Annotated in this window: 21 protein-coding genes; 9 read left to right on the forward strand and 12 right to left on the reverse strand. The window is 75.1% G+C overall.

Annotated elements, in window-relative coordinates:
- Positions 1-5: 5 nt before the first annotated feature.
- The 5 genes from AC5RWQ_RS10805 to AC5RWQ_RS10825 all read right to left on the reverse strand — a co-directional run bounded on the left by AC5RWQ_RS10805 (position 6) and on the right by AC5RWQ_RS10825 (position 13207).
- Positions 6-3527, reverse strand: a complete 3522-nt coding sequence (locus tag AC5RWQ_RS10805) for an amino acid adenylation domain-containing protein (RefSeq protein WP_494282590.1) — start codon at positions 3525-3527, stop codon at positions 6-8.
- Positions 3524-5830 carry a lantibiotic dehydratase gene (locus AC5RWQ_RS10810; protein WP_494282591.1) on the reverse strand — a complete coding sequence of 769 codons (2307 nt, stop codon included), beginning with the start codon at positions 5828-5830 and terminating at the stop codon, positions 3524-3526. Before AC5RWQ_RS10810 ends, AC5RWQ_RS10805 begins: the two co-directional genes overlap by 4 nt.
- Positions 5827-8958 carry a thioesterase domain-containing protein gene (locus AC5RWQ_RS10815; protein ID WP_494282592.1) on the reverse strand — a complete coding sequence of 1044 codons (3132 nt, stop codon included), beginning with the start codon at positions 8956-8958 and terminating at the stop codon, positions 5827-5829. The genes AC5RWQ_RS10810 and AC5RWQ_RS10815 overlap by 4 nt, the downstream gene beginning before the upstream one ends.
- Positions 8955-12428, reverse strand: a complete 3474-nt coding sequence (locus AC5RWQ_RS10820; protein ID WP_494282593.1) for an AMP-binding protein — start codon at positions 12426-12428, stop codon at positions 8955-8957. The genes AC5RWQ_RS10815 and AC5RWQ_RS10820 overlap by 4 nt, the downstream gene beginning before the upstream one ends.
- 329 nt (positions 12429-12757) lie before the next feature.
- Positions 12758-13207, reverse strand: coding sequence for a DUF2267 domain-containing protein (locus AC5RWQ_RS10825; protein WP_494282594.1), 450 nt, complete (start codon positions 13205-13207; stop codon positions 12758-12760).
- Positions 13208-13363: 156 nt separating this feature from the next.
- Here AC5RWQ_RS10825 and AC5RWQ_RS10830 point away from each other — a divergent pair, with 156 nt between their 5' ends.
- A complete protein-coding gene (locus AC5RWQ_RS10830; RefSeq protein WP_494282595.1) occupies positions 13364-13744 on the forward strand; it encodes a hypothetical protein in 381 nt (126 codons plus the stop codon).
- A 30-nt stretch (positions 13745-13774) separates the two neighbouring features.
- Here AC5RWQ_RS10830 and AC5RWQ_RS10835 read toward each other — a convergent pair whose 3' ends face one another.
- From AC5RWQ_RS10835 to AC5RWQ_RS10845, 3 genes are all read right to left on the reverse strand, one after another.
- A complete protein-coding gene (locus tag AC5RWQ_RS10835; RefSeq protein WP_494282596.1) occupies positions 13775-15181 on the reverse strand; it encodes an FAD-dependent oxidoreductase in 1407 nt (468 codons plus the stop codon).
- Between the two features lie 74 nt (positions 15182-15255).
- Entirely contained in the window at positions 15256-15753 is a 498-nt protein-coding gene (locus AC5RWQ_RS10840) for a GNAT family N-acetyltransferase (RefSeq protein ID WP_494282597.1), read from the reverse strand.
- The gene (locus AC5RWQ_RS10845; RefSeq protein ID WP_494282598.1) at positions 15753-16079 is read right to left on the reverse strand and encodes an ArsR/SmtB family transcription factor; all 327 of its coding nucleotides are present in this window, start codon (positions 16077-16079) and stop codon (positions 15753-15755) included. Before AC5RWQ_RS10845 ends, AC5RWQ_RS10840 begins: the two co-directional genes overlap by 1 nt.
- Before the next feature lie 122 nt (positions 16080-16201).
- Between AC5RWQ_RS10845 and AC5RWQ_RS10850 the strand changes: the two genes are divergently transcribed.
- The 5 genes from AC5RWQ_RS10850 to AC5RWQ_RS10870 all read left to right on the forward strand — a co-directional run bounded on the left by AC5RWQ_RS10850 (position 16202) and on the right by AC5RWQ_RS10870 (position 19332).
- Entirely contained in the window at positions 16202-16570 is a 369-nt protein-coding gene (locus AC5RWQ_RS10850) for an ArsR/SmtB family transcription factor (protein ID WP_494282599.1), read from the forward strand.
- Between the two features lie 49 nt (positions 16571-16619).
- Positions 16620-17354 (forward strand): arsenate reductase/protein-tyrosine-phosphatase family protein, encoded by a 735-nt coding sequence (locus AC5RWQ_RS10855; RefSeq protein WP_494282600.1) that lies wholly within the window; start codon positions 16620-16622, stop codon positions 17352-17354.
- A complete protein-coding gene (locus AC5RWQ_RS10860) occupies positions 17351-18094 on the forward strand; it encodes an aquaporin (RefSeq protein WP_494282601.1) in 744 nt (247 codons plus the stop codon). Before AC5RWQ_RS10855 ends, AC5RWQ_RS10860 begins: the two co-directional genes overlap by 4 nt.
- Before the next feature lie 34 nt (positions 18095-18128).
- The gene (locus AC5RWQ_RS10865; protein WP_494282602.1) at positions 18129-18533 is read left to right on the forward strand and encodes an arsenate reductase ArsC; all 405 of its coding nucleotides are present in this window, start codon (positions 18129-18131) and stop codon (positions 18531-18533) included.
- Between the two features lie 94 nt (positions 18534-18627).
- Positions 18628-19332 (forward strand): CBS domain-containing protein, encoded by a 705-nt coding sequence (locus tag AC5RWQ_RS10870; RefSeq protein ID WP_494282603.1) that lies wholly within the window; start codon positions 18628-18630, stop codon positions 19330-19332.
- 31 nt (positions 19333-19363) lie between these two features.
- Here the strand turns inward: AC5RWQ_RS10870 and AC5RWQ_RS10875 are convergent, their stop codons facing one another.
- The 4 genes from AC5RWQ_RS10875 to AC5RWQ_RS10890 form a co-directional block, all read right to left on the reverse strand.
- Positions 19364-19810: a DUF3592 domain-containing protein gene (locus AC5RWQ_RS10875; protein WP_494282604.1), complete on the reverse strand. Its 447-nt coding sequence runs from the start codon at positions 19808-19810 to the stop codon at positions 19364-19366.
- Between the two features lie 43 nt (positions 19811-19853).
- Positions 19854-21146: an MGH1-like glycoside hydrolase domain-containing protein gene (locus AC5RWQ_RS10880; protein ID WP_494282717.1), complete on the reverse strand. Its 1293-nt coding sequence runs from the start codon at positions 21144-21146 to the stop codon at positions 19854-19856.
- Positions 21147-21250: 104 nt separating this feature from the next.
- Positions 21251-22069, reverse strand: coding sequence for a sugar phosphate isomerase/epimerase family protein (locus AC5RWQ_RS10885; protein ID WP_494282605.1), 819 nt, complete (start codon positions 22067-22069; stop codon positions 21251-21253).
- A 2-nt stretch (positions 22070-22071) separates the two neighbouring features.
- Positions 22072-23109, reverse strand: coding sequence for a zinc-dependent alcohol dehydrogenase (locus AC5RWQ_RS10890; RefSeq protein WP_494282606.1), 1038 nt, complete (start codon positions 23107-23109; stop codon positions 22072-22074).
- A gap of 116 nt (positions 23110-23225) precedes the next feature.
- Between AC5RWQ_RS10890 and AC5RWQ_RS10895 the strand changes: the two genes are divergently transcribed.
- Genes AC5RWQ_RS10895 through AC5RWQ_RS10905 form a run of 3 tightly spaced genes read left to right on the forward strand, consistent with a single transcriptional unit; the run spans position 23226 to position 26442 of the window.
- Positions 23226-24620, forward strand: a complete 1395-nt coding sequence (locus AC5RWQ_RS10895; RefSeq protein WP_494282607.1) for an ABC transporter substrate-binding protein — start codon at positions 23226-23228, stop codon at positions 24618-24620.
- Complete coding sequence (locus tag AC5RWQ_RS10900) at positions 24617-25576, forward strand: carbohydrate ABC transporter permease (protein ID WP_494282608.1); 960 nt, start codon at positions 24617-24619, stop codon at positions 25574-25576. The genes AC5RWQ_RS10895 and AC5RWQ_RS10900 overlap by 4 nt, the downstream gene beginning before the upstream one ends.
- A complete protein-coding gene (locus tag AC5RWQ_RS10905) occupies positions 25576-26442 on the forward strand; it encodes a carbohydrate ABC transporter permease (protein ID WP_494282609.1) in 867 nt (288 codons plus the stop codon). The genes AC5RWQ_RS10900 and AC5RWQ_RS10905 overlap by 1 nt, the downstream gene beginning before the upstream one ends.
- The last annotated feature ends 167 nt before the right edge of the window (positions 26443-26609 follow it).

Here is a 26609-nt window from a genome sequence, read left to right on the forward strand (position 1 = left end):
GTCCTTCATTGCGCGGTGCCGCCGGGGCGGCGGGGTGGGTTGCGGCGGGTACGGCTGCGGCGGGCGGCCGCGCGCAGGGCGGCGCGGGCCAGCTCGGGTCGGTCGACGGCGCCGTCGAGGCTGGCGGCGAGCGACCGGATGGTGGGGTGGCGGAACAGGTCGAGCATGGTGATCGAGCGGCCGGTGGCGGCGGTGAGCCGGGCGTGCACGGCGGCCAGCGCCAGCGAGTGCCCGCCGATGTCGAAGAAGTTGTCGGCGACCCCGACCCGGTCGCGTTCCAGGACCTCCCGCCAGATGCCGGCGACGAGCTCCTCGGTCTCGGTGAGCACGTGCGGGCCGGCCGGCACCGCGGTCGTCCGGGGCGCCTCGGCGGCGGCCACCGTCATAGCGCCGAGCGCCGCCACCCGGACGGTGGGGCGGGGCAGCTCGGCGGCGACGGTGTCGGCGAGGTTGTCCGGGTCCGCGGCGAGCGCGCCGACCAGCGCGGCCAGGTCGGTGAGGAGTGCGTCGACCCGGTCGGCGTCGAACAGGTCGGGGTTGTAGACCACGTCGACGCCGAACCGGCCGTCGCGCTCCACCACGTAGACGGTGATGTCGAAGGGCGAGCCGGGCTTGGGCACCGGCACCGGCCCACCGGTCAGCCCGGTCAGCGCCAGCCGGGGCGGGGCGAAGTTGAGCACGTTGAACAGCACCTGCACCAGCGGCGCCCGGGAGGTGTCCCGGCCGACGCCGAGCGCCTCGACGATCCGTTCCAGCGGGGCGCCGGGGTGGGCGGTGGCCTCGTGCAGCTCGGCGGCGCACCGGTCGACCAGCTCGGCGAAGCTGGCCCCGCCGGTGCGTACCCGCACCGGGACGGTGTCGATGAAGAAGCCCACCACGTCGTCGAAGGCGGCCAGCCGGCGGTCGGCGACGATCGCGCCGACCACGTGGTCGGCGGCGCCGGTGAGCCGGCGCAGCAGCTCGCCGAAGCCGGCCAGCAGCACCGCCGCGACGGTGCCACCGCGCCGCGCGGCCAGGGCGCGGACCGCGCGGTCGGCGGGCTCCGGCAGGAGCACCGCGGCCTCCGCGCCGGCGTAGGTCTGCACCGCCGGGCGCGGCCGGTCGCGGGGCAGCTCCAGCACGGTGGGCACGTCGCGCAGGTGCGCGGCCCACCAGGCGAGGTCGGCCGGGCCGCGCCGGCGGTCCCGCTCGGCCCGCCAGACCGCGTAGTCGGCGTACGTGGCGGCCAGCGGCGGCAGGGCCGGGTCCGCGCCGTCGACCGCCCGGGCGTACGCGGCGGCGAGGTCGTCGTAGAGGACCGCCTCGGACCAGCCGTCGAAGACCGCGTGGTGCACGGTGATGGCCAGCACGTGCGTGTCGGCGCCGAGCCGGTAGACGGTCACCTGCCAGGGCGGCCCGGTGGCCAGGTCGAAGGCGTGCGCGGCGCCGGCGGCGAGCATGGCGGCCAGGTCGGCCTCCGGGTCGGCGACGGCGGTCAGGTCCACCACCGGCACCGCCACGTCGGTGGGTTCCTCGCAGACCGCGTACGGCACGCCGGCGGTCTGCGGGATCCGCCAGCGCAGCACGTCGTGGCGTTCCGCGACGGCCCGCAGCGCCGCACCGAGCGCCGCGGTGTCCAGCGGGCCGCGCAGCCGGTGCGCGACAGCGATGTTGTACGGCGCGCTGGACGGGGCGAGCTGGTCGACGAACCAGAGCCGGCGCTGCGGCGCGGAGAGGGTGGGCGGGTTGCCGGTGGTCAGCCCGTCGGCGTCGGCCGGGGCGGCGGCGCGCAGCCGGGCGACCAGGCCGGCGCGGGTCCGGCCGGCCAGCACGTCCCGGGTGTCGACGTGCCGGCCCAGCTCGGCGCGGAGCGCGGCGACCAGCCGCATGGCGACGATGGAGTTGCCGCCCGCGGCGAGGAAGTCGGTGTCCGGGCCGGGGGCGACGCCGAGCAGCCGGGTCCAGATCCGCACCACCGCCCGCTCGACCGGGTCGGCGATGTCGGCCGCCCCGTCCGCCGGGTCGTCGGTGGCCAGCGCGGCGACCGCGAGGGCGCGCAGCGCGGGCCGGTCCAGCTTGCCGGTGACGGCGCTGACCGGCAGCCCGTCGCGGCGCAGCACCCGGGCCGGCAGCATCGCCGCGGTCAGCCGCGACCCGGCGTACGCCCGCAGGGCCGCGTCGTCCGGCGCGTCGGCCGGGGTGAGGAACGCGACCAGGGTGGTGCCGGCCGGCCCGGGCACCGCCTCGACGGCGGCCCCGTCGACGCCGGGCGCGGCGGCCAGCACGGCCTCCACCTCACCCAGCTCGATCCGCTGCCCGCGGACCTTGACCTGCCGGTCGGCCCGGCCCAGGTAGACGATCCGCCCGTCCGCGCGCTGCCGGACCAGGTCGCCGGTGCGGTAGAGCCGCTCGCCGGGCAGGCCGGAGAACGGGTCGGGGACGAACCGGTCGGCGGTGAGGCCGGGCCGGTTGAGGTACCCGTCGGCCAGGCCGGGCCCGCCGAGCAGCAGCTCGCCGGTCTCCCGCGGCGGCACCGGGCGCAGGTCGGCGTCGACCACGTACGCCCGGTGGTTGGGCAGCGGGGAGCCGATCGGCACCGGGTCGGTCTCGTCCGCGGCCAGCGGCCCGCTGACGGCGAGCACGGTGGTCTCGGTCGGGCCGTACCCGTTGAGGAACCGCCGCCCGGGCGCCCACCGGACGGCCAGCTCGGCGGGGACGGCCTCGCCGCCGCAGAGGATCGTGCGCCAGTCCGGCACCTCGGCCGGGTCCAGCATGGACAGCACGGTCGGCGTGATGAAGCCCCAGTTCACCTCGTGCGCGGCGATGAACCGGGCCAGCCGGGCCGGGTCGGACCGGTCGTCCGCGCCGAGCAGCTGCACGCTGCCGCCCAGCAGCAACGGCACGAACAGGTCCATGGTGGCCGCGTCGAAGCCGAGCGAGGCGATGCCGAGGCTGCGCACCTCGGCGTCGGCGCCGCTGAGCGCCGCGCAGCCGGTGACGAACTCGACCACGTTGCGGTGGGTGGTCAGCACGCCCTTGGGCCGGCCGGTGGAGCCGGAGGTGTACAGCACGTACGCCGGGTCGCCGGGGCGGGCCGGGCAGGGCGCCAGCGGGGCCGGACCGGGCGCGGTCACCGCCTGGACGCCCGGCACGTCGGCGAAGCTCTCCGCCGCGGCGTCGCCGACCACCAGCGACACCCCGGCGTCGACGGCGATCTCGCGCAGCCGCTCGCGCGGGCCGCCCGGCTCCAGCGGGACGTAGCAGCCGCCGGCGAGCAGCACGCCGAGGACGTCGACCACCAGGTCGGGGCGGCGCTGCCCGCAGACGCCCACCCGGGTCTGCCGGCCCACGCCGCGGGCCCGCAGCGCGGCCGCCAGCCCGGCCGCCCGGCCGACCAGCTCCCGGTAGGTGAGCCGGTCGTCCCACTGGCGGACCGCCACCGCGTCCGGGCAACGTGCGGCCCGGTCGGTGATCAGGTCGGCCAGCGTCGCGTCCGGCCAGGGCAGGTGCTCCCCGGCGACGGCGCTGATGGACAGGATGTCGGTCACCCGTTCACTCCCCGGTAGGTGGCTGGGTCGGTGATCTGGAAGCGCAGCTCGCCGACGTAGCCGCGGCCCGCGGCGTCGGTGATCCACGCGTCGGCCGGGCCGGGCAGCAGTTCGCTGACCGCCAGGGCGACGTCCGGGCCGGTCTTCGCGGCGGCGTCGACCATGGCGCAGAGCGACTGGGCGTACAGCGGGCCGGTCAGGTCGACGTAGCAGGGCTTGACCTCGGTACCGACCTTCACGAAGACCTGCTCGGGCAGGCCGAGCCGGTCCCGCCAGCGGCGGACCGCCAGGAACCGCTCCGCCTCGCCGACCACGCCGGCCAGCCCGGACGCGTCGACCGTGGTACGCCAGGTGCGCCGGGCCACGACCAGCCGGTCGATGGTGATCCGGGGCGTGTGCGGCGCCGGGTCGAGCAGCTTGAAGCTGTCCAGCAGCAGCACGCCGAGGATGCTGCCGAAGATCTCCACCAGCGGGCAGCGGAAGCCGTCCGGGAAGATCGCCACGAGTTCGCCGCCGTCGAGCTCGACCCGGACCGCGGTGGCCGGGACGAGCCGCTCGGCGTCGGCACCGCGGGCGGTGTCGATGCCGAGCTGCCGGTCGTCGGGGCCGGTCAGCGCGTACGTGGTGCGGGTGGTGAGCCGGGGGAAGCTCGCCGGGTAGAGCACCCGGGTGCGGGTCGGCCCCAGGTCGGCGTCGAGCCCGGCGCGCAGCGCCGCCGGGTCGGGGTGGAACGGGGTGAACACGACGCTGTCGAAGGGCGTGATGGCCGGGTGCAGCTCGCCGAGCACGAGCTGGAACTCGCCCCGGTCCACCGCGTCCAGGTCGGTCGCGCTGATCTGCACGTCCGGGCTGTGGATCCGGGCCGACGGCCAGCCGGGCGCCTCGGCGGGGAAGACCCGGGCCACCCGGGCGGCCAGCTCGGCGCTGTCCAGCCGCAGCTCCGGCTGCTCCGGCGGCAGGTCGGCGAGGCCGAACAGCTCGGCCCAGCGGGCGGCGAACCCCGCGCTGGCCGTGCTGACCGGCCCGTCCGGCGCGAGCAGCAGCCCCTGGGCCAGCGACCAGAGGTCGGCCAGCCGGACCGGCCCCTCGGCGGCCAGCTCGCGGTGCAGCTCGACGAGGAGCCGGTGGCAGTCGGCGCCGATCTCCGCGGTGAGCCAGCGGGCCGCCCGCAGCAGCACCGCCAGCGGGGCGGCCAGCGCCTCCAGCACCGAGCCCCCGACGGTGACCTCGAGGTCCCGGGCGGTCTCCTCGTAGGCGACCGTGCGGCCGGCGTACATCTCGCCGCCGCGCCGGGTCGCCGCCTGCCCGGTCAGCCCGGCGAAGGTCGCGTTCAGCGCGGCCAGGGCGGCGCCGAGCCGGTCCGGGTCGCCGGCCGCGGCGGCCACCGCGTCCCGGGCGCCCCGCAGCCGGTCGAAGCCGGCCGTCACCTCGGCCCGGACGGCCGGGTCGCCGATCGCCGCGATCCGCTGGGCCAGCACCTGCTCGGCCCGGGGGCTGTACGGCAGTCCGGCGTCCCAGACCAGCTGTCCCCGGGCGACGAGCCGGTCGAGCAGCAGGTAGCCGTCGTCGACGGTGCGCAGGCCCGCCCCGTCGTCGGTGAGCGCCTCCCGCACCACGGCCTCGGCCGGGGTCCGCCCGTCGCAGGCGGCCAGCAGCCGCGCCTCCAGGGCGGTGAGCTCGACCGGCGGGTGCAGCGGCCGGCAGAGCCGACGCCCCTCGACGCTCAGGTGCGGCGGCAGGGCGGGCGCCCACCAGCGGCGCACCGCCAGGTCCTCGGCGAGCCGGTCGGCGTACGCCAGCAGCGCCCACGCCTCGAACCAGACCTCGCGGCGGTGGACCAGCCCCGGCCCGGGGATCAGCCGGGTCGACCCGGCCGGGTCGACCGAGCCCCAGCAGACCGGTCCGAAGAAGCCGATCGTCTCGGCCTTGCCGCAGTACCGCTGCCAGTACCGCAGCAGCGTGGTCTCCCGGCTGCGCCGGCGCCAGTTGCGGGCCGCCGGGTGGCCGGTCACCAGGCCGTCCAGGGCCACCAGCATGCCGGGGTTCTGCCAGGTGACCGCCTCGCGCAGCAGCGGGTCGGCGGCGATCCGGGCCAGCCGGACGGAGGCCTCCAGCACGGCGTCCCGGAACGCCTTGTCGAACAGTTCGGCGCCGCCCTCGCCCGCCAGCAGCGCGTCGGCGGCGGTGGCGGCCTCGGGGGCGGCGAAGGCCGCGAGCCCGTCGGCGGGGAAGCCCGCGGTCCGCAGCAGGACGTCCCGCCACACCGACCAGCCGGTGTCGCCCAACGGCAGCAGGTGGCTCATCGGCCGACCTCCGGCGCCGGGGCGTCCACGATGTGCAGTCGCAGCTCGCTGAAGTAGCGGCGTCCGGCGGCGTCCGGCACCCAGGCCTGGTCGGGTGTCGGCAGCATCTCGCTGACCACCAGGGAGGTGTCGTCGCCGCCGTCGGCGCGGGCGGCCCGGACCATGGCGCAGAACATGTTCGCGAAGGCGGGGCTGCCCAGGTCGACGAAGCAGGGCTTGGTCTCGGTGCCGAGCTTGACGTACACCCGCTCCGGCAGGCCGAGCCGGCGGCGCCACTGGCGTATCGCGCGGAACCGTTCCCGCTCACCGGTCACTGTGCCCAGGCCGCTCGCCCCCACCGTGGTCCGCCAGGTCTGCCGGGCCACCACCAGCCGGTCCAGGGTGATCCGGGGCGTGTACGGGGCCGCGGCGACCAGCTTGAACCCGTCGACCGCGTGCGCGCTGAGCAGCTCGGCGAAGATCTCGGTGAGGGTCCAGCGTTGGCCGTCACGGCCGGTGACGACCAGCCGGCCGTCCTCGTCGGTGACGGTGAGGTCGACGGTGGGCAGCACCCGGCCCGGCTCACCGCCGGGTGCCGGCTGGAACGCCAGGTGCCGGTCGGTCGGTCCGGTCAGCGTCTCGGAGGTACGGCTGGTCCGGCGCGGCCACTCGGCGGGGAAGAGCAGCCGGACGCGGTGCGCGCCGAGGTCCTCGGCGAGCGCGGCGCGCAGCCGCTCGACGTCGGGGTGCGACGGGGTGAACACCGCGCAGTCGAAGGAGGACCAGGCGGCGTGCAGTTCGCCGAGGACCACGGTGTAGTCGCCGCGCCGCAGCGCGTCCGCGTCGGTGGCGCAGATCTGCAGGTCCGGGCTGTGCATGACCGCGTTGGACCAGTCGGGTCGGGTGGCCGGGAAGGCCCGGTCGACCCGGTCGGCGAGGTCGGCCACCGGCAGTCGCACCTCGGGGCTGCCGGCGGGCAGGTCGGCCAGCCCGAACAGCTCGGCCCAGCGGGCGGCGAACTCGGCGGCCACCTCGTCCACCGGCCGCTGCCCGGTGCCCCAGAACAGCCCCTGGACGAGGAACCACAGGTCGGACAGGGCCACCGGCCCGTCGCCCGCCTCGGCGCGCAGCTCGTCGTAGAGGTCCCGGAAGACCGCCGCGTACGCCTGCTCCAGGGCGGTGACCATCCACCGGGCGGCCCGCAGCAGCACGTCGAGCGGGGCGGCGAGCTCGGCGAGCAGCGGCGCGCCGAAGACGACGTCGAGGTCGCGGCTGGCGTCCTCGTAGCAGATGGTCCGGCCGGCGTACATCTGTCCCGCGCGGCGGCGGGCCGGCTGACCGGTCAGCTCGGTGAAGGCGGCGTCGAGGGCGTCGAGCCGCTCCCGCAGCCGGTCCGGGTCACCGGCGGCCGCGGCGACCTCGTCCCGGGCGGCGCGCAGCCGGTCGAACCCGGCGCGCGCGGCCTGTCGTACCGGCTCGTCGCCGATGCCGTCGATCCGGGCGAGGAGCACGTCCTCGGCCTCCGGGCTGACCGGCAGGGCCGCGTCCCAGGTGATCAGCTCGCGCTCCACGAGCCGGTCCAGCAGCGCGTACCCGTCCTCAGGGCGGCGCAGCCCGACGGCCGGGTCGGCGACCAGCTCGTGGGCGGGGCGGCGGCCGTCGGCGGCGGCGAGCAGCGCGGCCTCCACCGGGGAGAGCGGCACCGGGGGGCGGCCCGGGCGCAGCACCGCCCGGTCGCGCACGCTGAGGTGGACGCCGAGCATCGGTGGCCACCAGCGGCGCACCGCGAGGTCGGCGCCGATCCGGTCGGCGTACGCCGACAGCGCCCAGGACTCGAACCACACCCAGCGGCGGCGGGTCAGCTGCGGCCCGGGGGCGATCCGGGCGACCTCGGCCTGCGCGGGGTCGAGGGTGACCCAGCAGCTCGGCCCGAAGAAGCCGACCGTCTCGTTCTTGCCGCCGTACCGCTGCCAGTACTTGAGCAGGGCGCGTTCCCGGTCCCGGCGGCGGACGTTGCGCGGCGCGTCCCCACCGCCGCGGGCCAGCCCGTTCAGCGCGACCAGCGCGCTCCGGTTCTGCCAGGTGATCGCCTCCCGCAGCAGGGGGTCGGCGGCGAGCTCGCTGAGCCGGTGGGCACCGGACCGGACGGCCTCGTCGAACTCCTTGTCGAACTGGCCGTCGTCGGCGCCGGTGGTGAGCAGGTCGTCGGCCGCGGCGGCGGCCCGCGGGGCGGCGAACAGGGTCAGCCCGTCGGCCGGGAACCCGGTGGTCCGCAGGATGGCGTCCCGCCACACCGACCAGCCGGTGTCGCCGAGCGGCACCCGGTGCGCGCCGGGGCCGCTCCCCTGCTCACCGACCGGCCGCCCGGCGGCCGGCATCCCGGCGGTGGCCGGCATCCCGGAGGCGGGCACCCCGGCGGTGGCGGCGCCGGTCAGGTCGGCGCGGATCGCGGCGAGCAGGTCGGGCAGCTGGTCGTGCAGGAAGAAGTGCCCGCCGTCGATCTCGTGCAGGGTGAACCCGGCGGCGCTGTGCTCCGCCCAGGCAGCGCTCTGCTCGCGGCTCACCGCCCGGTCCCGCCGGCCGCTGAACGCGACGATCGGCACCGGCAGCGGCTCCCCCGGGAGGTAGCGGTAGCCGTCCACCCGGCCGAAGTCGGCGCGCAGCAGGGGCAGCAGCAGCTCCACCAGCTCGGGGTGGGCCAGCAGCTCGGCGGGGAGGCCGCCGCCCTCGCCGAGCCGGCGCAACAGCTCGTCGTCGTCCACGGTGGAGAGGCCGTCGAAGAGGCTCGCCGCGGTGACCTGCGGCGCCCGGGCCCCGCCCACATACAGTCGCCGCGGCAGCTCACGGCCGGCGCGGCGCAGCTCGCGGACCACCTCGAACCCGAGCCGTCCGCCCATCGAGTGCCCGTAGACGGCGTACGGGCGGTCGGCCCGGTCGGCGATCGCGGTGGCGACGTCGGCGACGGTGAACGCCGGATCCTCGCTGATCCGGTTCTCCCGGCCGGGCAGCTGCACGGCCAGCACCTCGACGTCCGCGCCGATCCCCTCCTGCCAGCGCCGGAACGCGCTCGCGCCGGCGCCGGCGTAGGGCAGGCAGAACAGCTGCACCGGCGCCTGGGGTCGGCTTCCGGGCGAGACGAACCAGTTCACCGCGTGCCTTTCTGAGGAGGGTCGATCCAGTGCCGACGGCGCTGGAACGGGTAGCCGGGCAGTCCGGTGCGGCGGAAGCTGTTCTCCGGATACCGCGCGGCCCAGTCGACGTCCTGGCCGGCGACCCACGCGGTGGCCAGGTCGCGCAGCTCGCCGGGCTGGCCGGCGACGGGAGCGCCGGTGGCGAGCAGCTCGTCGAGGGCGGCGACCGCGCCGGCCGGGTCGGTGGCGACCACCGCGGCCCGGCAGTCGAAGGCCCGCCGGCCGAGGGCCAGGGTGGCGGCGACGTCGGGTAGCGCCGGGGCGGCGCCGACCAGGTGCGCCCGCAGCCGGGTCACCGCCTCCCGCAGCGCCTGCGGAGTACGCGCCGAGACCGGCAGTAGCTGCGCGGCGGCCGGCGGGCCGTCCGGCGGCTCGTCGGGCGGTGGCTGCTCGACCACCACGTGGGCGTTGGTACCGCCGAGGCCGAAGGAGCTGACCCCGGCGACCCGGCGCGGGCCGGGCGGCCAGTCCCGGGCCTTGGTCGGGACGTAGAACGGGCCACCGGCCAGGTCGATCTCGGGGTGCGGGCGGGTGAAGTGCAGGTTCGGCGGGATCAGCCCGTGCCGCACGGCGAGCACCGTCTTGATCAGGCCGGCGATGCCGGCGCCCGCGTCGAGGTGGCCGATGTTGGTCTTGACCGAGCCGAGCGCGCAGGACTCGGCCGGCGCCGCCCCGCCGTACACCTCGTGCAGCGCGGCCACCTCGATGGCGTCGCCGAGCGGCGTACCGCTGCCGTGGGCCTCGATGAGGCGGACCTCGCCGGGCGCGACCTCGGCCGCGGCGAGCGCGTTGGCCACGGCGGCGGCCTGGCCGGCGGGCCCGGGCACGGCGAAGCCGGCCCGGTCCGGGCCGTCGTTGGTGACCGCCCAGCCGGGCAGGACCGCGTAGATCCGGTCGCCGTCGGCCCGGGCGTCGGCGAGCCGGCGCAGCGCGACCACGCCCACGCCGGAGCCGAAGCCGGAACCGGTGGCGGCCTCGTCGAAGGCGCGGCACCGGCCGTCCGGTGAGGCCAGCCCGCCGGGGGTGTGCCGGTAGCGCGGCCAGGTCACGTTGACCCCGCCGGCGAGGGCGATGTCGCACTGGTAGTCGGCGAGGCTCTGCGCGGCGAGGCAGACCGCGACCAGCGAGCTGGAGCAGGCGCTCTGCACGGCCACCGCCGGCCCGGTCAACCCCAGTCGGTACGCGACCTGGCCGGGCAGGTGGTCGGTGAACTGCCGGCCGATCAGCCGGGTCTCCCAGTCGTCCGGGTCGACCTCGCCCACCACCGCCGGGTTGTCCATCAGGTGGAACAGGAAGTACCGGTTGGCGGAGGTGGCCGAGTAGACGCCGACCAGGCCGGGGAAGCGGGTCGGGTCGTGCCCGGCGTCCTCCAGCGCCTCCCACGCCGCCTCCAGGAAGAGCCGGTGCTGCGGGTCCGTGCGGGCCGCCTCCGTGGCGGCCATGCCGAAGAGTTCGGCGTCGAACCGGTCCACCCCGTCGAGCCGGCCGGCGGCCCGCACGTGCCGGGGGTCGGCGCGCAGGGCGGGGCCGATGCCGAGGGCGGCCAGCTCCTCGTCGGTGTGGTCGTGGATGGAGTCCACCCCGGCGCAGAGGTTCCACCAGAAGGTCGCCACGTCTCCGGCGCCGGGGAAGCGGCCGGCCAGCCCGACCACCACGATCTCGTCGCCGGTGTACTCCCGACCGGCGACCGGCGGCGCGGCCGGGGCGGGCAGCGGCGGGGCGGGTTCCATGGTGGCCGGCGCGTCGAGCAGCCGGGCCTGCGCGGCCACGGTGGGGCGGGCGAAGAGCCGGGCCATCGGCAGGGTCACCCCGAACCGTTCGGCGAGGCGCTGCTGGACCTGGCCGAGCAGCAGGGACTGGCCACCGGCGTCGAAGAAGCTCTCCTGCCGGCCGACGGCGCCGCGGCCGAGCACCGCGCACCAGATGTCGTGCACCGCCCGCTCGGTGTCGGTGGCCGGCTCCTGCCCGGGCGGCACCTGCCGGGTCGGGTCGGGCAGCGCCCGCTCGTCGACCTTGCCGGTCACGGTGAGCGGGAAGGCGTCGAGCACGACCACCGCGCGGGGCAGGGCGTAGTCGGGCAGCCGCCGGGCGAGGGCGGCGCGCAGGGCCGCCGGGTCCGGGGTCCCGCCGGCGGGTGTGGCGTACGCCAGCAACTCGCCGTCCCGGGCGATCGCGCGGACGGCGGCGACGCCGGGCTGCTCGGCGAGGACCGCCTCGATCTCGGTCAGCTCGACCCGGAACCCGCGCACCTTGACCTGGCGGTCGAGCCGGCCGAGGCAGACCAGGCTGCCGTCGGGCAGCCGTTCGCCCAGGTCACCGGTGGCGTAGGTGGGCACCCCGTCGGGGTCGACGGCGAACCGGTCGCTGGGTTGGCCGAGGTAGCCGGGGGCCAGGTGCCGGCTGCGCACCACGATCTCCCCGGCGTCGGTCAGCCGCAGCGCGTACCCGGGCAGCGCGGCGCCGATGGGCAGCGGCCCGGTGGCCGTCGGGTCGGCCCCGGCCAGCGGCAGCACGTGCCGCGCCGCGAAGGTCATCTCGGTGGCGCCGTAGCCGTTGACCAGCACGCAGTCCGCCGCGAACCGGTCCCGACCGCGGGCCGCGTCGACCCCGGTGGCCTGCTCGCCGCCGAGCAGGACCACCCGCACCGCGTCGAGCCGGCGCTGGCCGAGGGTGTCGAGCAGGAACCGGTAGACGGTGGGGGTGGAGTGGTAGACGGTGACCCGGTGCCGGTCCAGCCGCCCCACCGCGTGGGCCAGCCCGTGCCGGCGCAGGTCGACCGGGACGACGGCCGCGCCGGTGAGCAGCGCCGGGTAGAGGTCGGGGATGGCCGCGTCGAAGCTGAACGAGGCGAGCAGGCTGAGCCGGTCGTCGGGGCCGATCGACAGGGTGCGGATCTGGTTGTCGACGACGTGGGCGAGGTTGCGGTGGGTCTGCGCGACGGCCTTGGGCGTCCCGGTGGAGCCGGAGGTGAACAGCACGTACGCCGGGGCGTCCGGGTCGACCGGCGCGGGGCCCAGCGGCGCGGCGGCGTCGTCGTCGAGGACGAGCACGCGCAGGTCCGCCACGTCGGCGCGGAGTTGCTCGGCCAGCGTCCGGTGGGCCGGGGTGCACGCCAGCAGGCGGACGTCGGCGGCGGCGAGCATGTGCCGCAGCCGCCCGGTCGGGAACTCCGGGTCCAGCGGCACGTACGCGCAGCCGGCCGCGAGCGTGCCGAGGATCGCGGCGATGGTGGGCGCGCCGTGCCCGGTGAGCAGGGCGACCCGGTCGCCGGTGCGGGCGCCGGCGGCGGTGAGGGCGGCGGCGTGCCCGCCGGCGGTCAGGGCGAGTGCGGTGTAGCGGACCTCGTGGGTCTCGCCGATGATCGCCGGTTGCTCGGGTCGAGCGGCGGCGACGTCCGCGAAGCGATGAACGATCGATGGTTGCGCCATGTCAGGAGGCAGACTTCGCTCCTGAGTGGACATAGGCGCAGCCATCTACAGTTGTGATCATGATCCCCCCCAGGACTTCACAATGGAGCCAGCATAGGGCTCGATGTCCCGGGGAACAGATCATTGATCGGAGTCGACCCGAAGAGGCGACGACCGGACGGAGATCGGGTGCCGAAATTCGGCCGATCATCCCTCTAGCGCGGCCAGGAGTTACCGCCTAAGCAGGTACTGACGAGTAATTTTTCGGTGAAAGAGCTTGCAGGCCGGGGATTTTCCGCCGGAATGACTCCTCAACAGCAGGTCAGCGCGCTGCCGGAGGTTGTCGTACGTCAACGATCGTACGGCGGGACCGGCCCGGGATCGACGCCCCGGATGAAACTTTTCGGCAACTGCGACACCAGATCCTGAAACTCCCCGACTGTGACCGCCTCGCGCAGCGTCGCGAACACCGCCCGTACGCCCACCTCCGCGGTCGCCGGCTCCACCCCGGCCCGCTCGGCCACCCGGTGCAGGAACTCCACCGGCCCGTACCCGGCCGCCCCGTCGCCCACCGGCCCCCCGGGAACCTCCGCGCCGAGGCCCGTGCCGGCCTCGGCCGGGGTCGGCCCGGCGAGGTAGCCGCCGAGGTTGTCCGGCAGCTGGGCCGCCAGGTCGTCGGCCTCCCCGGCGCTGACCCGCTCCGCCAGCGTCACCAGGGCGGCGCGGGAGATCGCGGCCGCCCGCTCCGGCGGCAGTTGGGCGCGACGGGCCACCGCGTTGACGAAGATCGGGAAGCGCATCCGGGTCCACCTCCCCGCCGGGCCCGGCGGGTCCGGGCCGGACGCGAATACCCGGAGCCGTCCCGGACAAACGACGGGGTCGGCGGCGCGGGTTTCCCGGGGACGGTCGGCGGGGCATTCCGCCTTCGGCGGCATTCCATCCGAAAGGAGCGCGGGATGGGTTGGTGGCGCGGCCGGCGGGAGCCGAAGCGGGACGTGGCCGAACGACTGAGCAGACCGGGGCTGTTCCGGGTCGTCGGTGAGACAGCGGCCCTCGCCGACCGGGAGACCGTCCGACGCTGGCTGCGCGAACTGGACCCGGATCTCGACCAGCAGGTGTTCGTCCACCGGCCGTGGGGCACCGTCGCGGCGGTCAGCGACCGCCGGCACGGGACCGGCGTCGTCATGGCGGACGGCGAGGACCGGTCCTGGGGCGCGTACGTCCCCGGCGCCGACCACCGCGAGCAGCTCACCCCGGAGCAGGTCGAGGCGGTGATGCTGGCGGCGCTCGAGTCGCCGGAGCGTCCAGCCGGCGTGGACTGGCGCCGGCTGGACTGACTGTGCGGCGACGCCGCCGCCGCGCCGCGCTCAGCTGCCGCAGCAGCCGCCGGCCTGACCGCCGGCGGGAACGGCGTCGAGGCTCACCAGGTTCAGCGGCGTGGCCAGCAGCCCGCCGGAGATGCCGGTGGCGAGGCCGACGGCGGCGGGCGTCGGACCGCAGCAGCTCTCGCCGCCGACCGCGTCGTCCGGGTTGCTGCTGCACACCCCGGTCTCCGGGAGGTCGAGCCGGACGTCACGGGCGGCGTCCCAGTCCCCGGCGAGGGCGGCGACCACGGAGCGGACCTGCTCGTAACCGGTGGCCATCAGGAACGTCGGCGCACGCCCGTAGCTCTTCATCCCGACGGCGTAGTACCCGGCCTCGGGGTGGGACAGCTCGTCGACGCCGTGCGGAGGGACGGTGCCGCAGGAGTGCTCGTTCGGGTCGATCAGCGGGGCGAGGGCCCGGGTGGCCCCCAGCACCGGGTCCAGGTCGAGGCGCAGCTCGGCGGCGATGGAGTGGTCCGGACGGAAGCCGGTGGCCGCGACGATCCGGTCCACCACGACCCGCTCCTCCCCACCGTCGGCGTGCCGGACGACCACCGCGACACGCCCGTCGGCGGGGCTGAGGGCGTGCACCGAGAAGCCGGTCAGCAGCCGGACTCGGCCGGCGTCGACGTGCGCGCGTAGGCGGGCGCCGAGCGCACCGCGCGCCGGCAGGGCGTCGGCGTCGCCGCCGCCGTAGCTGCGCGCCGGCGAGGTGGACCGGATCGCCCAGGTCACCTCGGTGCCGGGCTCCTCGGCGGCCAGCCCGGCCAGGGAGAGCAGGGTGTTGGCGGCGGAGTGGCCGGCACCCACCACCAGGGTGTGCCGGCCGGCGAACCGCTCCCGGTCCGCGCCGAGCACGTCGGGCAGCGCGTGCTCCAGGTACGCGGCGACGTCGGTCTCGCCCCGGGCGGGCAGACCCGAGGCGCCGAGCACGTTCGGGGTGCCCCAGGTGCCGGAGGCGTCGATCACCGCGCGGGCGAGCAGCTCGTCGCCGTCGGCGAGGCGGACCAGGAACGGGGTGTGTTCGCGGCCGGCGGTGCGCAGCCGGTCCAGGCCGAGGCGGCTGATCGCCGCCACCCGGGCGCCGTAGCGCAGGTGCGGCTTGAGCTGCGGCAGGTCGGCCAGGGGCTGGAGGTAGCCGGCGACCAGTTCGGCGCCGGTGGGCAGGGCCTCGAGGTCGGGGGCGACCCAGCCGGACTCGTCGAGCAGCCGCCGGGCGGCCGGGTCGATGTTGTAGCGCCACGGCGAGAACACCCGCACGTGTCCCCACTGCCGGACCGCCGCGCCGGCGCGGTCACCGGCCTCCAGGACGGTGAAGGCGAGGCCGCGCTCGTGCAGATGCGCGGCGGCGGCCAGGCCGACCGGGCCGGCGCCGATCACCACGACGGGAAGGTTGTCCAGGGTGCTCATCGCAAACTCCTCTGTGTTGATAAACATCTAATCAAGAGCGCGGACGGTGGCCGGGGGCGCGGGACCGACGCCGGTCAGGTGATGGCGGGGCTGCGCCGCTCCAGCAGGACGACGTCGCGCCACCGGCCGTGGTGGCGACCGACTCGTTCGCGGACGCCGATCACCCGGAACCCGGCCCGCTGGTGCAGCGCCAGGCTGCCGGTGTTCTCCGGGAAGACGCCGGACTGGATGGTCCAGATCCCGGCGGCCTCGGTCGAGCCGATCAGCGTGGCCAGCAGCAGCCGCGCCACGCCGCGCCCCCGGGCGGCGGGATCGACGTAGACGGAGTGCTCCACCACCCCGGCGTAGACCGCCCGGGCCGAGGTCGGGGAGACCGCGATCCAGCCGCGTACGGTGCCGTCGCGGTCGACGGCCACGAAGCGGTGCTCGGGCAGCCGGCCCGCGTCGAAGACGGCCCAGGTCGGCGCGGTGGTCTCGAAGCTGGCGTGGCCGCCGTCGAGGCCGGCCTGGTAGATCGCCAGGACCGGGCCGGCGTCGTCGGCCGTCATCGGGCGGACGGTGGTGTCGGCCATCAGCGGACCCCCTCCGGGCGCGGGGCGGGGCGGCCCATGACGACGTCGGCGGCGGACGGGAAGCACCCGACGCAGGCCTCGTTGATCCGGTAGTGGCGGGCGGTGCCGGCCGCCTCCGCCAGCACGAACCGCACCTCGCTGAGGATCTTGAGATGCTGCGAGACGGTGGACTGGGCGAGCCCGATCGCACCGACGATCTCCCCCACGCTCGTCGGTCGGGCCTGTCGGGCCAGGTACGCCACGATCTGCACCCGCGTCGGGTCCGCCAACGCGCGGAACCACGACGCGTACGTCTGCGCCGTCTCCCGTGCGAGCAGCTCGTCCACACCCACTCCTCGATCGTTTATCGCCGATAAGCGATGGAGTCTAACAGCATTCCGACGCCCTGTCTCGACATCGGTCGAAGCAGAGAGTTGCACGTTGATTAGATGGATGTCAACCTAGGGTCATGTCGAAGCAAGACGCGCCCCGCACCCTGGTGGACCTCACCGCCGACGCACCCTGCTGCGCCCCGCTGGCCCAGCGTCAGGTCCCGGCGGAGACTGCGGCGGTGCTCGCCCCCGCCTTCAAGGCGCTCGGCGACCCGGTGCGGCTGCGGTTGATGTCGATGATCGCCTCCGCCGAGGGCGGCGAGGTGTGCGTCTGCGACCTGACCCCGGCCTTCGACCTCACCGGGCCGACCATCTCGCACCACCTGAAGGCTCTGCGGGAGGCCGGCCTGGTGGACGCCGAGCGGCGCGGCACCTGGGTCTGGTACCGCGCCCGGCCCGCCATCCTGCGTCAGCTCGCCGCGTTGCTCGCGGTCGAGTCCGGCTGATCCACCCGCCGACTTGACGGGCCGGCTTTACTCAGTGATAGTTGAGTCAATGAGCGCTGAGGTTGATTCCCTGACGAGCCGGGCCCGGGTCCACGCCGCCCTCGGCGACCCGGCGCGCCTCGCGATCGTCGACGCGCTCACCCTCGGCGACGCCTCCCCCGGGGAGATCGCCCGCAGCCTCGACATGCCGACCAACCTGGTCGCCCACCACGTCAAGGTGCTCGCCGACGCCGGCCTCGTCGTCCGGGGCCGCTCCGAGGGCGACCGCCGCCGCACCTACCTGCGGCTGCGACCGGCGACCCTGGCCGCGCTGGCCCCGCCGCCGCTCGCCGGAGTCGACCGGGTGGTCTTCGTCTGCACCCACAACTCCGCCCGCTCCCAGCTCGCCGCCGCCCTGTGGCGGCACCGCACCCGCGCCACCGCCGCCTCCGCCGGCACGAAGCCCGCGGTCCGCGTGCACCCCCGCGCCGTCGCGGTCGCCCACCGGCACGGGCTGGACCTCGATCCCACGGGCACCGCGCACGTGGCCGACGTGGTCCGCGACCAGGACCTCGTGGTCGCCGTCTGCGACAACGCCCACGAGGAGCTGACCGGTCCGGTGCGGCCCCGGCTGCACTGGTCGGTGCCGGACCCGGTCCGGGTCGACACCGACGAGGCGTTCGAGGCGGCGTATGCCGACCTGGCCGACCGGATCGACCGGCTTGCCCCCGCCGTCAGCCCGCTGAACAACAGCCCGGGTGCCCCGCCCCGGCACGTCACACCACAGGAGAGAACAGACCGATGACCATCGCCCTCCGGCGGCGCCTGCTGGCCGAGTTCACCGGCACCGCCCTGCTGGTCACCGCCGTGGTCGGCTCCGGCATCATGGCCACCACCCTCTCCCCCGGCGACGTCGGGCTCCAACTGCTGGAGAACTCGATCGCCACCGCGTTCGCCCTCGGCGCGCTGATCCTGATCTTCGGACCGGTCTCCGGCGCCCACTTCAACCCCGTGGTCTCCGCCGCCGACTGGTTCCTCGGTCGCCGCGCCGGCGCCGGCCTCACCGCCCGCGATCTCGCCGGCTACATCGCCGCCCAGATCCTCGGGGCGATCGCCGGGTCGATCCTGGCGAACCTGATGTTCGACCTCGGCGCCGTCACCCTCTCCGGCAAGGACCGCACCGGCGGCCACCTCTGGCTGGGCGAGGTGGTCGCGACGGCCGGGCTGATCCTGCTCATCTTCGCGCTCGCCCGCTCCGGGCGCGCCCCGGTCGCCCCCGCCGCGGTCGGCGCGTACATCGGGGCCGCGTACTGGTTCACCTCGTCCACCTCGTTCGCCAACCCGGCGGTGACCATCGGCCGGGCGTTCAGCGACACCTTCGCCGGCATCGCGCCCACCTCGGTCCCCGGCTTCGTGGTCGCCCAACTGGTCGGACTGGCCGTCGGGGTCGGCCTGCTGGCCGCGCTCTACCCCGACGCCGGCGACGCCGCCGATCAGGTCGTCGTCCCGGCCGAGCCCGACCTGGCCCGCGACGACCGGTCCTGACCACCCTGCGATCCCGTACCCCGAGAGGCATCCCATGAGCGACAAGCCCAGCGTCCTGTTCGTCTGCGTGCACAACGCCGGCCGCTCCCAGATGGCCGCCGGCTGGCTGCGCCACCTCGCCGGCGACACCGTCGAGGTCCGCTCCGCCGGCTCCGCCCCCGCCGACACCGTCAACCCCGCCGCCGTCGAGGCCATGCGCGAGGTCGGCATCGACATCACCGACCAGACCCCCAAGCTCCTCGAGTACGCCACGGCCGAGTCCTCCGACGTCATCGTCACGATGGGCTGCGGCGACGCCTGCCCGGTCTTCCCCGGCAAGCGCTACGAGGACTGGAAGCTCGAAGACCCGGCCGGCAAGGGCGTCGAGGCCGTCCGCCCCATCCGCGACGAGATCCGCATCCGGGTCGAGCGGCTGCTCGCCGAGCTCCGCACGGCCTGACCCGGGACTTCCGGCCCGGCCGGCACGGTCCCTGCGCCCCTGCTCCGCACCCGCCCCGCCGCCTAGCGTCGGAGGCGGGAACGAGGAGGTCGTTATGCGGACGTGGCAGGTGCAGGACGTGATGACGACGGACGTCGCGACGGTACGGGAGGGCACCGCGTACCGGGAGATCGTGGACGTGCTGACCGGCCGGCACGTCACCGCGGCGCCGGTGGTGGACGGGGCCCGGCGGGTGCTCGGGGTGGTCTCCGAGGCGGACCTGCTGCACAAGGTGGAGCTGTTGGGCCAGCCGCACGAGCGGCGGATCTTTCCCAGCCGCCGGCACCGGGAGGCCCGGATCAAGGCCGGCGCCACCCTGGCCGCCGACCTGATGACCGCCCCCGCCGTGACCGTCTCCCCCGACGTCTCCCTGGTGGAGGCCGCCCGGATCATGGAGAAGCGGCAGGTCAAGCGGCTACCGGTGACCGACGACCTGGGCCGGCTGGTGGGCATCGTGACGCGGGGCGACCTGTTGAAGGTGCACCTGCGCCCGGACGCCGACATCCGCCGGGACGTGGTCGGTGACGTGCTGCACCGGGTGCTGGGCGTCGGAGACGGCGTCGTCGACGTGACCGTCCACGGCGGCGTGGTGACCCTCACCGGCCAGCTCGACCGCTGGTCGTCCGTGCACCTGGCACTGCGGCTGACCATGCAGGTCAGCGGCGTGGTCGAGGTGGTCGACGCGCTCGGCTACGCAATCGACGACGCCCCGCTGGCCGCGCTGCGCGCCGGCGCCGCCACCCCGGCCGGGATCGCCTGACCCGCGGATCCGTCCCCCGACGCGCGGCCCGTCACCGGGCCGCGCGTTCCCGCCGGTCGGCGCGGACGATGCCCCAGGTGGCCAGCGGCACCCCGACCAGCCCGAAGATGGTCGTACCGAGCAACAGGTACGCCGAGCGGTGGTTCTCCGGGGCACGCACGTCCCGTACGTCGTCGGTGGGCCGGCGCGGGTCGTACACGATGGTCACCGCGTCGCCGACGACGGCGCGCGGCCCGGGCGCCGCGTCGCCTTGACCGATCCTGGCACGCACCCGGCGCCCGTCGTCGGTGGTGAACTCGACCGTAGCCCGGCTGCGGTTCATCTCCACCACCCGCGCCGGGGCCTCGCGACCCCGGTCGCGCAGCGCGTTGTCGTTGTTCCACACCTGCCAGGTGGCGATCGCGAACCCGACGACGACGACCACGCCCATCGCCGCGTAGAGGGGGGCGGGCGGACGCCGCCGGCGAAAGAAGCCCATGCATCCCTCTTCCCGGTTGGCGTGCGCCGGCAAACCCGACGGTTCAGCCCTCGGCGAGCGCGTCGAGCAGCAGCGCCGCCGTCCAGCTGAACGCCGGAGACCCCAGGCCCGCGCCGGTGTCCGGGTGGAAGTACTCGTGGCAGCCCCCGGTGGCGACCAGCTCCAGCATGGACTCCCGCAGCCCGGCCGCCAGATCGGGCCGGCCGTGGGTGCGCAGCCCCCGCCAGAGCAACCAGCTGGTGTTCAGCCAGCTCGGCCCGCGCCAGTAGCGCAGCGGCTCGAAGTCCGGCGCGGTCCGGTCGTGGCTGGGCAGCGGACGCGCCATCCGGGGGGCCACCCCGAACCGCGCCGAGCCGGCCTCGGCCACCACCGCCGCGGCCTGCTGGGCCGGCAGGTCGGGCAGGATCAGCGGCATCAGCCCGAGCACCGTCCGGGCCGGGATCAGCCGGTCGGTGCGCAGGTCGCGCGGGTGGAAGGTGCCGGTGACCGGGTCGTACAGCCGGTCGGTCACGGCCTGGGTGATCCGGGCGGCCCGGTCCCGGTGCGGTCCGGGGTCCGCGCCGACCACCGTGGCGATCCGGGCCAGGGCGTGCTCGGCCGCGCCCAGCGCCGCGTTGACCAGCGGGCACTCCACCAGGAAGGGGTGCCGCCGCCCCAAGAGGCCGTCGTCGCGGTACGCCCGGCCGCGGTAGGCGGCGACCATCGCGACGTACCGCGCGTAGTCCAGGTCGGTGGGGCGGTGGGCGGCGTCGGCGTGCGCCGTGTCGTGCCGCCGGTACGCCCGCATCACCTCGGCGTCGGCGGGCACCGCGGCCATCGGGGCGTCCCAGGCCGGGCTGTTGTCCAGCCCGGACTCCCACGGGTGCACGATGGCGGCCAGCCCGCCGCCGCCGACGTCCCGCCGGCCGGTCAGGTAGCGCTGGGCGGCGACCAGTCGGGGATAGAGCGCGCGCAGGTGCCGTACCGACGCCTCGGACGGGGCGCGGCGGTGCACCAACCAGGCGGCCAGGGCGTGCACCGGCGGCTGGACGATGCCGGAGGTCGCGGCGGCCGGGGCGCCGGCCGCGACCGCGGAATCCCAGAACTCCGGCCCGGGGAAGTACGACCCGACCCGCAGCGCCGGGTTGAACACGATGTGCGGCACCCGCCCGTCGGCCCACTGGGCGGCGAAGAGGGTCCGCAGCTCCCGCCAGGCGCGGTCGGGCCGGACGTGGGCCAGCCCGATCGCGATGAACGCCGAGTCCCAGCTCCACTGGTGCGGGTAGAGGGTGCGTGACGGGACGGTGTGGTCGTGCTCCCAGTTGCCGTCCAGGGTGGAGAGGGCGAGCCTGCGCAGCGCGGTGGCCCGCTCTCCACGGGTCGGGCCGGCGGGGCGGGTGCCGGGCGCGCCCGCCGTGGCGGGCCCGCCCGCGCTGCTCCGGCCGGCGGGTGTGCCGGCGCTCACGCGGCGGCCTGCCGCGGCTGGGCGTGCCGCAGCACGGTGGCCGCCTGTTGGAGGGCCCGGACCGGGTCGCCGCGCAGCCGGCACTCCAGGGCCAGCCAGCCGGGGTAGCGGATCTCGGCCAGGGTGCGCAGCAGCGCCGGCCAGTCCAGGTGCCCGGCTCCCGGCTGGTACCGGTTGGAGTCGCTGACCTGCACGTGCCCGAGGTAGGGCGCGGCGGCCCGCAGCGCCGCGTGCACGTCGTCCTCCTCGATGTTCATGTGGAAGGTGTCGGCGACCACCCGTACCGAGGGCAGGCCCACGGCCGCGCAGAGCGCCACCGCCTCGTCGAGCCGGTTGACCATGTGGTCCTCGTACCGGTTGAGCGGTTCGAGGTAGAGGGTGACCCCCTCGGTGCGGGCGTGCTCGCCGAGGACGCCGAGGGCGTCGACGAGGACCTGCCGGTCGCCGGCCGGCGACCGGGGCGGTTCGAAGGGCGGCAGCCGGCGGGAGAACATCCCCCAGGCGGCCGGGGTCATCGCGCCGATCCCGCCGAGCTCGGCGATCACCGACAGCTGGGAGCGCAGGTTGGCCACCGCGTCCCGGGAGCGGGCCGGGTCGAAGTCGCCGATGAAGTGGTCCATCTCGACGCAGACCGTCGGCATGACCACCCCCTCGGCGCGGGCCCGGCGCAGCTCAGGCAGGCGGCGAGCGAAGGCGAGTTCGCCCCGGCCGCGCAGCTCGATGCCGCCGTAGCCGAGGGCGGTGGCGAGGGCGAACTTCTGGGACAGGGTGGCGCCCGGGAGCAGCTGCTCCTGGCAGGCGAGCGGAACGGCCATGGTCAGAACCTCAGTACGACTTGGAGGACGTCATCGGCACCGCGGTCGAGCAGCGCCAGCGCGTCGGCCACCGCGCGGGCGTCCACGACGTGGCTCACCAGCGGCAGCGGGTCGACGCTGCCCTCGGCCACCAGGTCCATGAAGGTGTGGGCGATGCGGGCACCGGTCCACCGGCCGGCCAGGCCGGGTGCCGGGGCGGGGCCGGAGACCTGGGCCGCCACCAGTTGGATCCGGTTGTGGTGGAACTCCTCGCCGAGGCCGAGGCCGTCGGCCTGGCCCTGGTAGAAGCCGGCGGCCACGACGCGGCCGGCGTGGGTGGTGGCCCGGATCGCCTCGTGCAGGGCCGGGTACGCCCCGGACAGCTCCAGGCAGATGTCCGCGCCCCGGCCCTCGGTGAGCCCGTGCAGCACGGCGGCGGCCGACTCGGCGCCGGCGTCGACGGCGCGCCGGGCGCCGAACCGGGTGGCCATCGCCAGCCGGGCCGGCACCCGGTCCACCGCGACCACCCGGGCCCCGGAGAGCGCCGCGAGCCGGGTGGCGAGCAGCCCGATCACGCCCTGCCCGAAGACGCCGACCCAGTCGCCGAGGTGCAGGTCTCCGGAGAGGACGGCGGTGAGCGCGATGGCGCCGGGCCGGGCGAAGACGGCGGCGAGCGGGTCGAGCCCGGGGGCGAGGGGGCTGACCGCGGCGGCCGGTACGACGGCCTCGGCGCGGTGCCCCCAGATGCCCCAGACGAGCTGGCCGGGACGTCGGTCGGTGACGTCCGGGGCGGCCTCGACGACCTCGCCGACCTCCTCGTAGCCGAACCCGACCAGCGGGTACGGCACCGGGGTCTGGCGGGGGACGAACATCCGGCTGACGTCGTCCCAGTCCTTGCTCAGCCGGGGATTGCTGCCTCGGAACAGGGTGAGCTCGGTCCCGGCGGAGATGCCGGAGAAGCAGGTGCGGACCCGCACCTGCCCGGGGCCGAGCGGATCGGAGGCGCAGGGCTCGAGGCTGACGCACCGCGGGCCGGCCAGAGAGACAACCCAATTGCTCATGGCGTCACTCCCGGGAAGTACCGGGCTCAATCTTAACAAAAAATCGTCATATGTCTTGTTATTGATCAATCGAGGGCGTTGAATCCATTGTGTACCCTTCGAGAGGAGTGCCACCGATGCCATCACCCTCGATGCGGATCGTCGCCTCCACCCTGATCATGACATTTACCGGGGTGGGACTGCTGGCCTGCAGCGACGACGAGCCGGAAAGTGACAGTTCGCAGATCACGGTCTGGAGCCTGGAGGACGTCGCCGACCGGGTGACCGCCACCAAGGCGATCACCGCGGACTACACCGCCAAGACCGGCGTCAAGGTCAAGCTGGTCACCGTCAACGAGGACCAGTTCCCGTCCCTCATCGCCTCCAGCGCCGCCGCCGGCGATCTGCCCGACGTGGTCGGCTCGGTCTCGCTGGCCGGCATCCAGACCCTCGCCGGCAACCAACTGCTCCACCCCGACGCCAACTCCGAGATCGTCGACTCGCTGGGGCGGGACACCTTCTCCCCCCGCGCCCTGGAGCTGACCTCCGACGACGACAAGCAGCTCTCCGTACCCAGCGACGGCTGGGGGCAGCTGCTGGTCTACCGCAAGGACCTGTTCGACGCCGCCGGGCTGCCCGCACCCGACACGTACGAGAAGATCACCGCCGCGGCCACGAAGCTGAACACCCGCGGCGTCGCCGGCATCACCGCGGCCACCGCCCCCGGCGACGTCTTCACTCAGCAGACCTTCGAGCACCTGGCGCTGGCCAACAACTGCCAGCTCACCGACGACTCCGGGGCGGTCAAGCTCGACTCGCCGGAGTGCGTCGAGGCGTTCCGGTTCTACGGCGACCTGATGCGCAACCACTCGGTCCGGGGCGCCCAGGACGTCGACACCACCCGGGCCACCTACTTCGCCGGCAAGGCCGCCATGGTGATCTGGTCCCCGTTCATCCTCGACGAGCTGGCCGGGCTGCGTAACGACGCCAAGCCGACCTGCCCGCAGTGCGCGAAGGACCCCACCTTCCTCGCCAAGAACAGCGGCTTCGTCACCGCGATCAAGGGACCCAACGGCACCGAGCCGGCCCAGTACGGCGAGATCAGCTCCTGGGCGGTGCTCGACGGCGCCGCCACCGGCCCGGCGAAGTCCTTCGTGGAGTACATGCTCTCCGACGGCTACCCGCGCTGGTTCGGCATGTCCCCGGAGGGCCGCTTCCCGGTCCGCAAGGGCACCGCGGAGGACAAGGAGAAGTTCCTCACCGCCTGGAACACCAGCCCGGCCGGGGTGGACGCGAAGAAGCCGCTCTCCGAGGTGTACGGCCCCGACGTGCTCGCCACCCTGCGCCGCAGCCCGGACACCTTCCAGCGCTGGGGCCTGCCGCAGGGCCAGGGCAAGCTGGTCGGGGCGATCCTCGGTGAGCTGCCCGTGCCGAAGGCCCTCGCGGACGTGGTCGGCGGCAAGTCGGACGCCGGTGCGGCCGCCGCCCGGGCGAAGAAGGACGTGGAGGCGATCAAGGCAGGCGTCAATTGACCACCGCCCCGCCGGAGACCGGCCGCTCCCCCGCACGGGAGCGGCCGCGCCCCGGCCGCCGACGCCCGCTCACCCTGCGCCGCCGCGAGTCCCGGGCCGGCCTCGCCCTGGTCGCCCCGACCCTGCTCGTGGTCATCGCGGTGATCGGCATCCCGATCGTCTGGACGGTGGTGCTGGCCTTCCAACGGGTACGCCTGGCCACCCTGCGCAAGACCGGCCTCTTCGGCGAGCTGACGCTGAGCAACTTCGACCGGGTGCTGCACACCCCCGGGTTCGCCGACAGCCTCTGGACCACGCTGCTCTACAGCGTCGGCGGCACCTTCGGGTCGATCCTGCTCGGCCTGGTCGCGGCGCTGGTGGTCCGCCGCCCGTTCCGGGGCCGCACCCTGGTCCGCGCGTCGATGCTGCTGCCGTACGTGGCGCCGGTGGTCGCGGTCGCCTTCGTCTGGCAGGTGATGCTCGACCCGCAGCTCGGCATCGTCAACGACTGGGGGCGGAGGTTCCTCGGCTGGGATTCGCCGATCCCGTTCCTGTCCCAGGACTCGACGGCGCTCTGGACGGTGATCGCGTTCGAGGCGTGGCGCTACTTCCCGTTCGCGTTCCTGTTCCTGCTCGCCCGGCTCCAGGCCGTGCCGGGTGAGCTGGAGGAGGCCGCCCAGGTCGACGGCGCCACCCCGACCCAGCGGTTCCGGCACATCCTGCTGCCGCAGCTGCTGCCGGTGATAGCGCTGCTCTCCGTGCTGCGGTTCATCATGACCTTCAACAAGTTCGACGACGTCTACCTGCTCACCGGCGGCTCCGCCGGCACCGAGGTGGTCAGCGTCCGGGTCTACCAGTTCCTCACCGCCCGGACCGACGTCGGCGCGGCGGCGGCGCAGGCGGTCGTGCTGGCCGTCGTGCTGATCGTGTTCGTCGCGATCTACCTGCGCTTCTTCACCGCGCGGAAGGAGGCGTGATGGACCGCGACCAGTTCGAGACCGTCTCGCTGCGCTGGCTGCGCCGGCTGGTGATCGCCGCGTTCCTGCTGATCACCCTGCTGCCGTTCTGGTACATGCTGGTGCTCTCGGTGCGCCCGATCGAGCGGCTGCTGCTCGACCCCGGCTCGCTCTGGGTGCCGTTCGGCGAGCTCACCGTGGCCACGTACACCGAGGTGCTCAAGGCCGCCGAGGACGGCGGCCAGGGTTTCCTCACCTTCATCCGCAACAGCGGCATCGTCGCGGTCGCCGCGACGCTGCTGACGCTGGTGGTCGCCATCCCCGGGGCGTACGCGGTGTCCCGGCTGCGCTTCTTCGGCCGCCGCCAGGTCAACTTCCTGTTCCTGGCGGTCTACCTGTTCCCGTCCATCGTCATCGCCATCCCGCTCTTCGTGGTCTTCACCCGGGCCGGGCTGCGCGGGTCGCTCTTCGGGCTGGTGCTGGTCTACATCTCGCAGACCCTGCCGGTCTCGGTCTACATGCTCAAGAACTACTTCGAGACCATCCCGATCAGCCTGGAGGAGTCCGCCGCCATCGACGGCGCCGGCCGGCTCGGCATCATCCGGCGGGTCAGCCTCCCCCTCGCCGCCCCGTCGATCATGGCGGTCGCCCTCTACGACTTCATGATCGCCTGGAACGAGTTCCTCTTCGCGCTGCTCTTCCTGGTGGACAAGCCGAACCGGTGGACGGTCTCGCTCGGCCTGTCCCTGCTCTCCGACGGGGTCGAGGTACCCAAGACGGTGCTGATGGCCGGCTCGGTGATCCTCACCCTGCCGATCGTGATCCTCTTCTTCGCCAGCGAGCGGCTGCTCACCGAGGGCCTCACCGCGGGCGCGGAGAAGGGCTGACAGCGGCGCCGGCGGAGGGTGGCGAACCGTCGTCACCCTCCGCCAGCGACCGGACACACCCGATGAGAACCCTGTCCGGCTGCTGACGGGCGCCCGTGTGATCCGTACCATCGGTGCCGGCCGTACGGGAGGGCCGGCGCCGCGTACGACGCCGGGGGCTGACCGGC

Source organism: Micromonospora sp. BS32 (assembly GCF_059089345.1).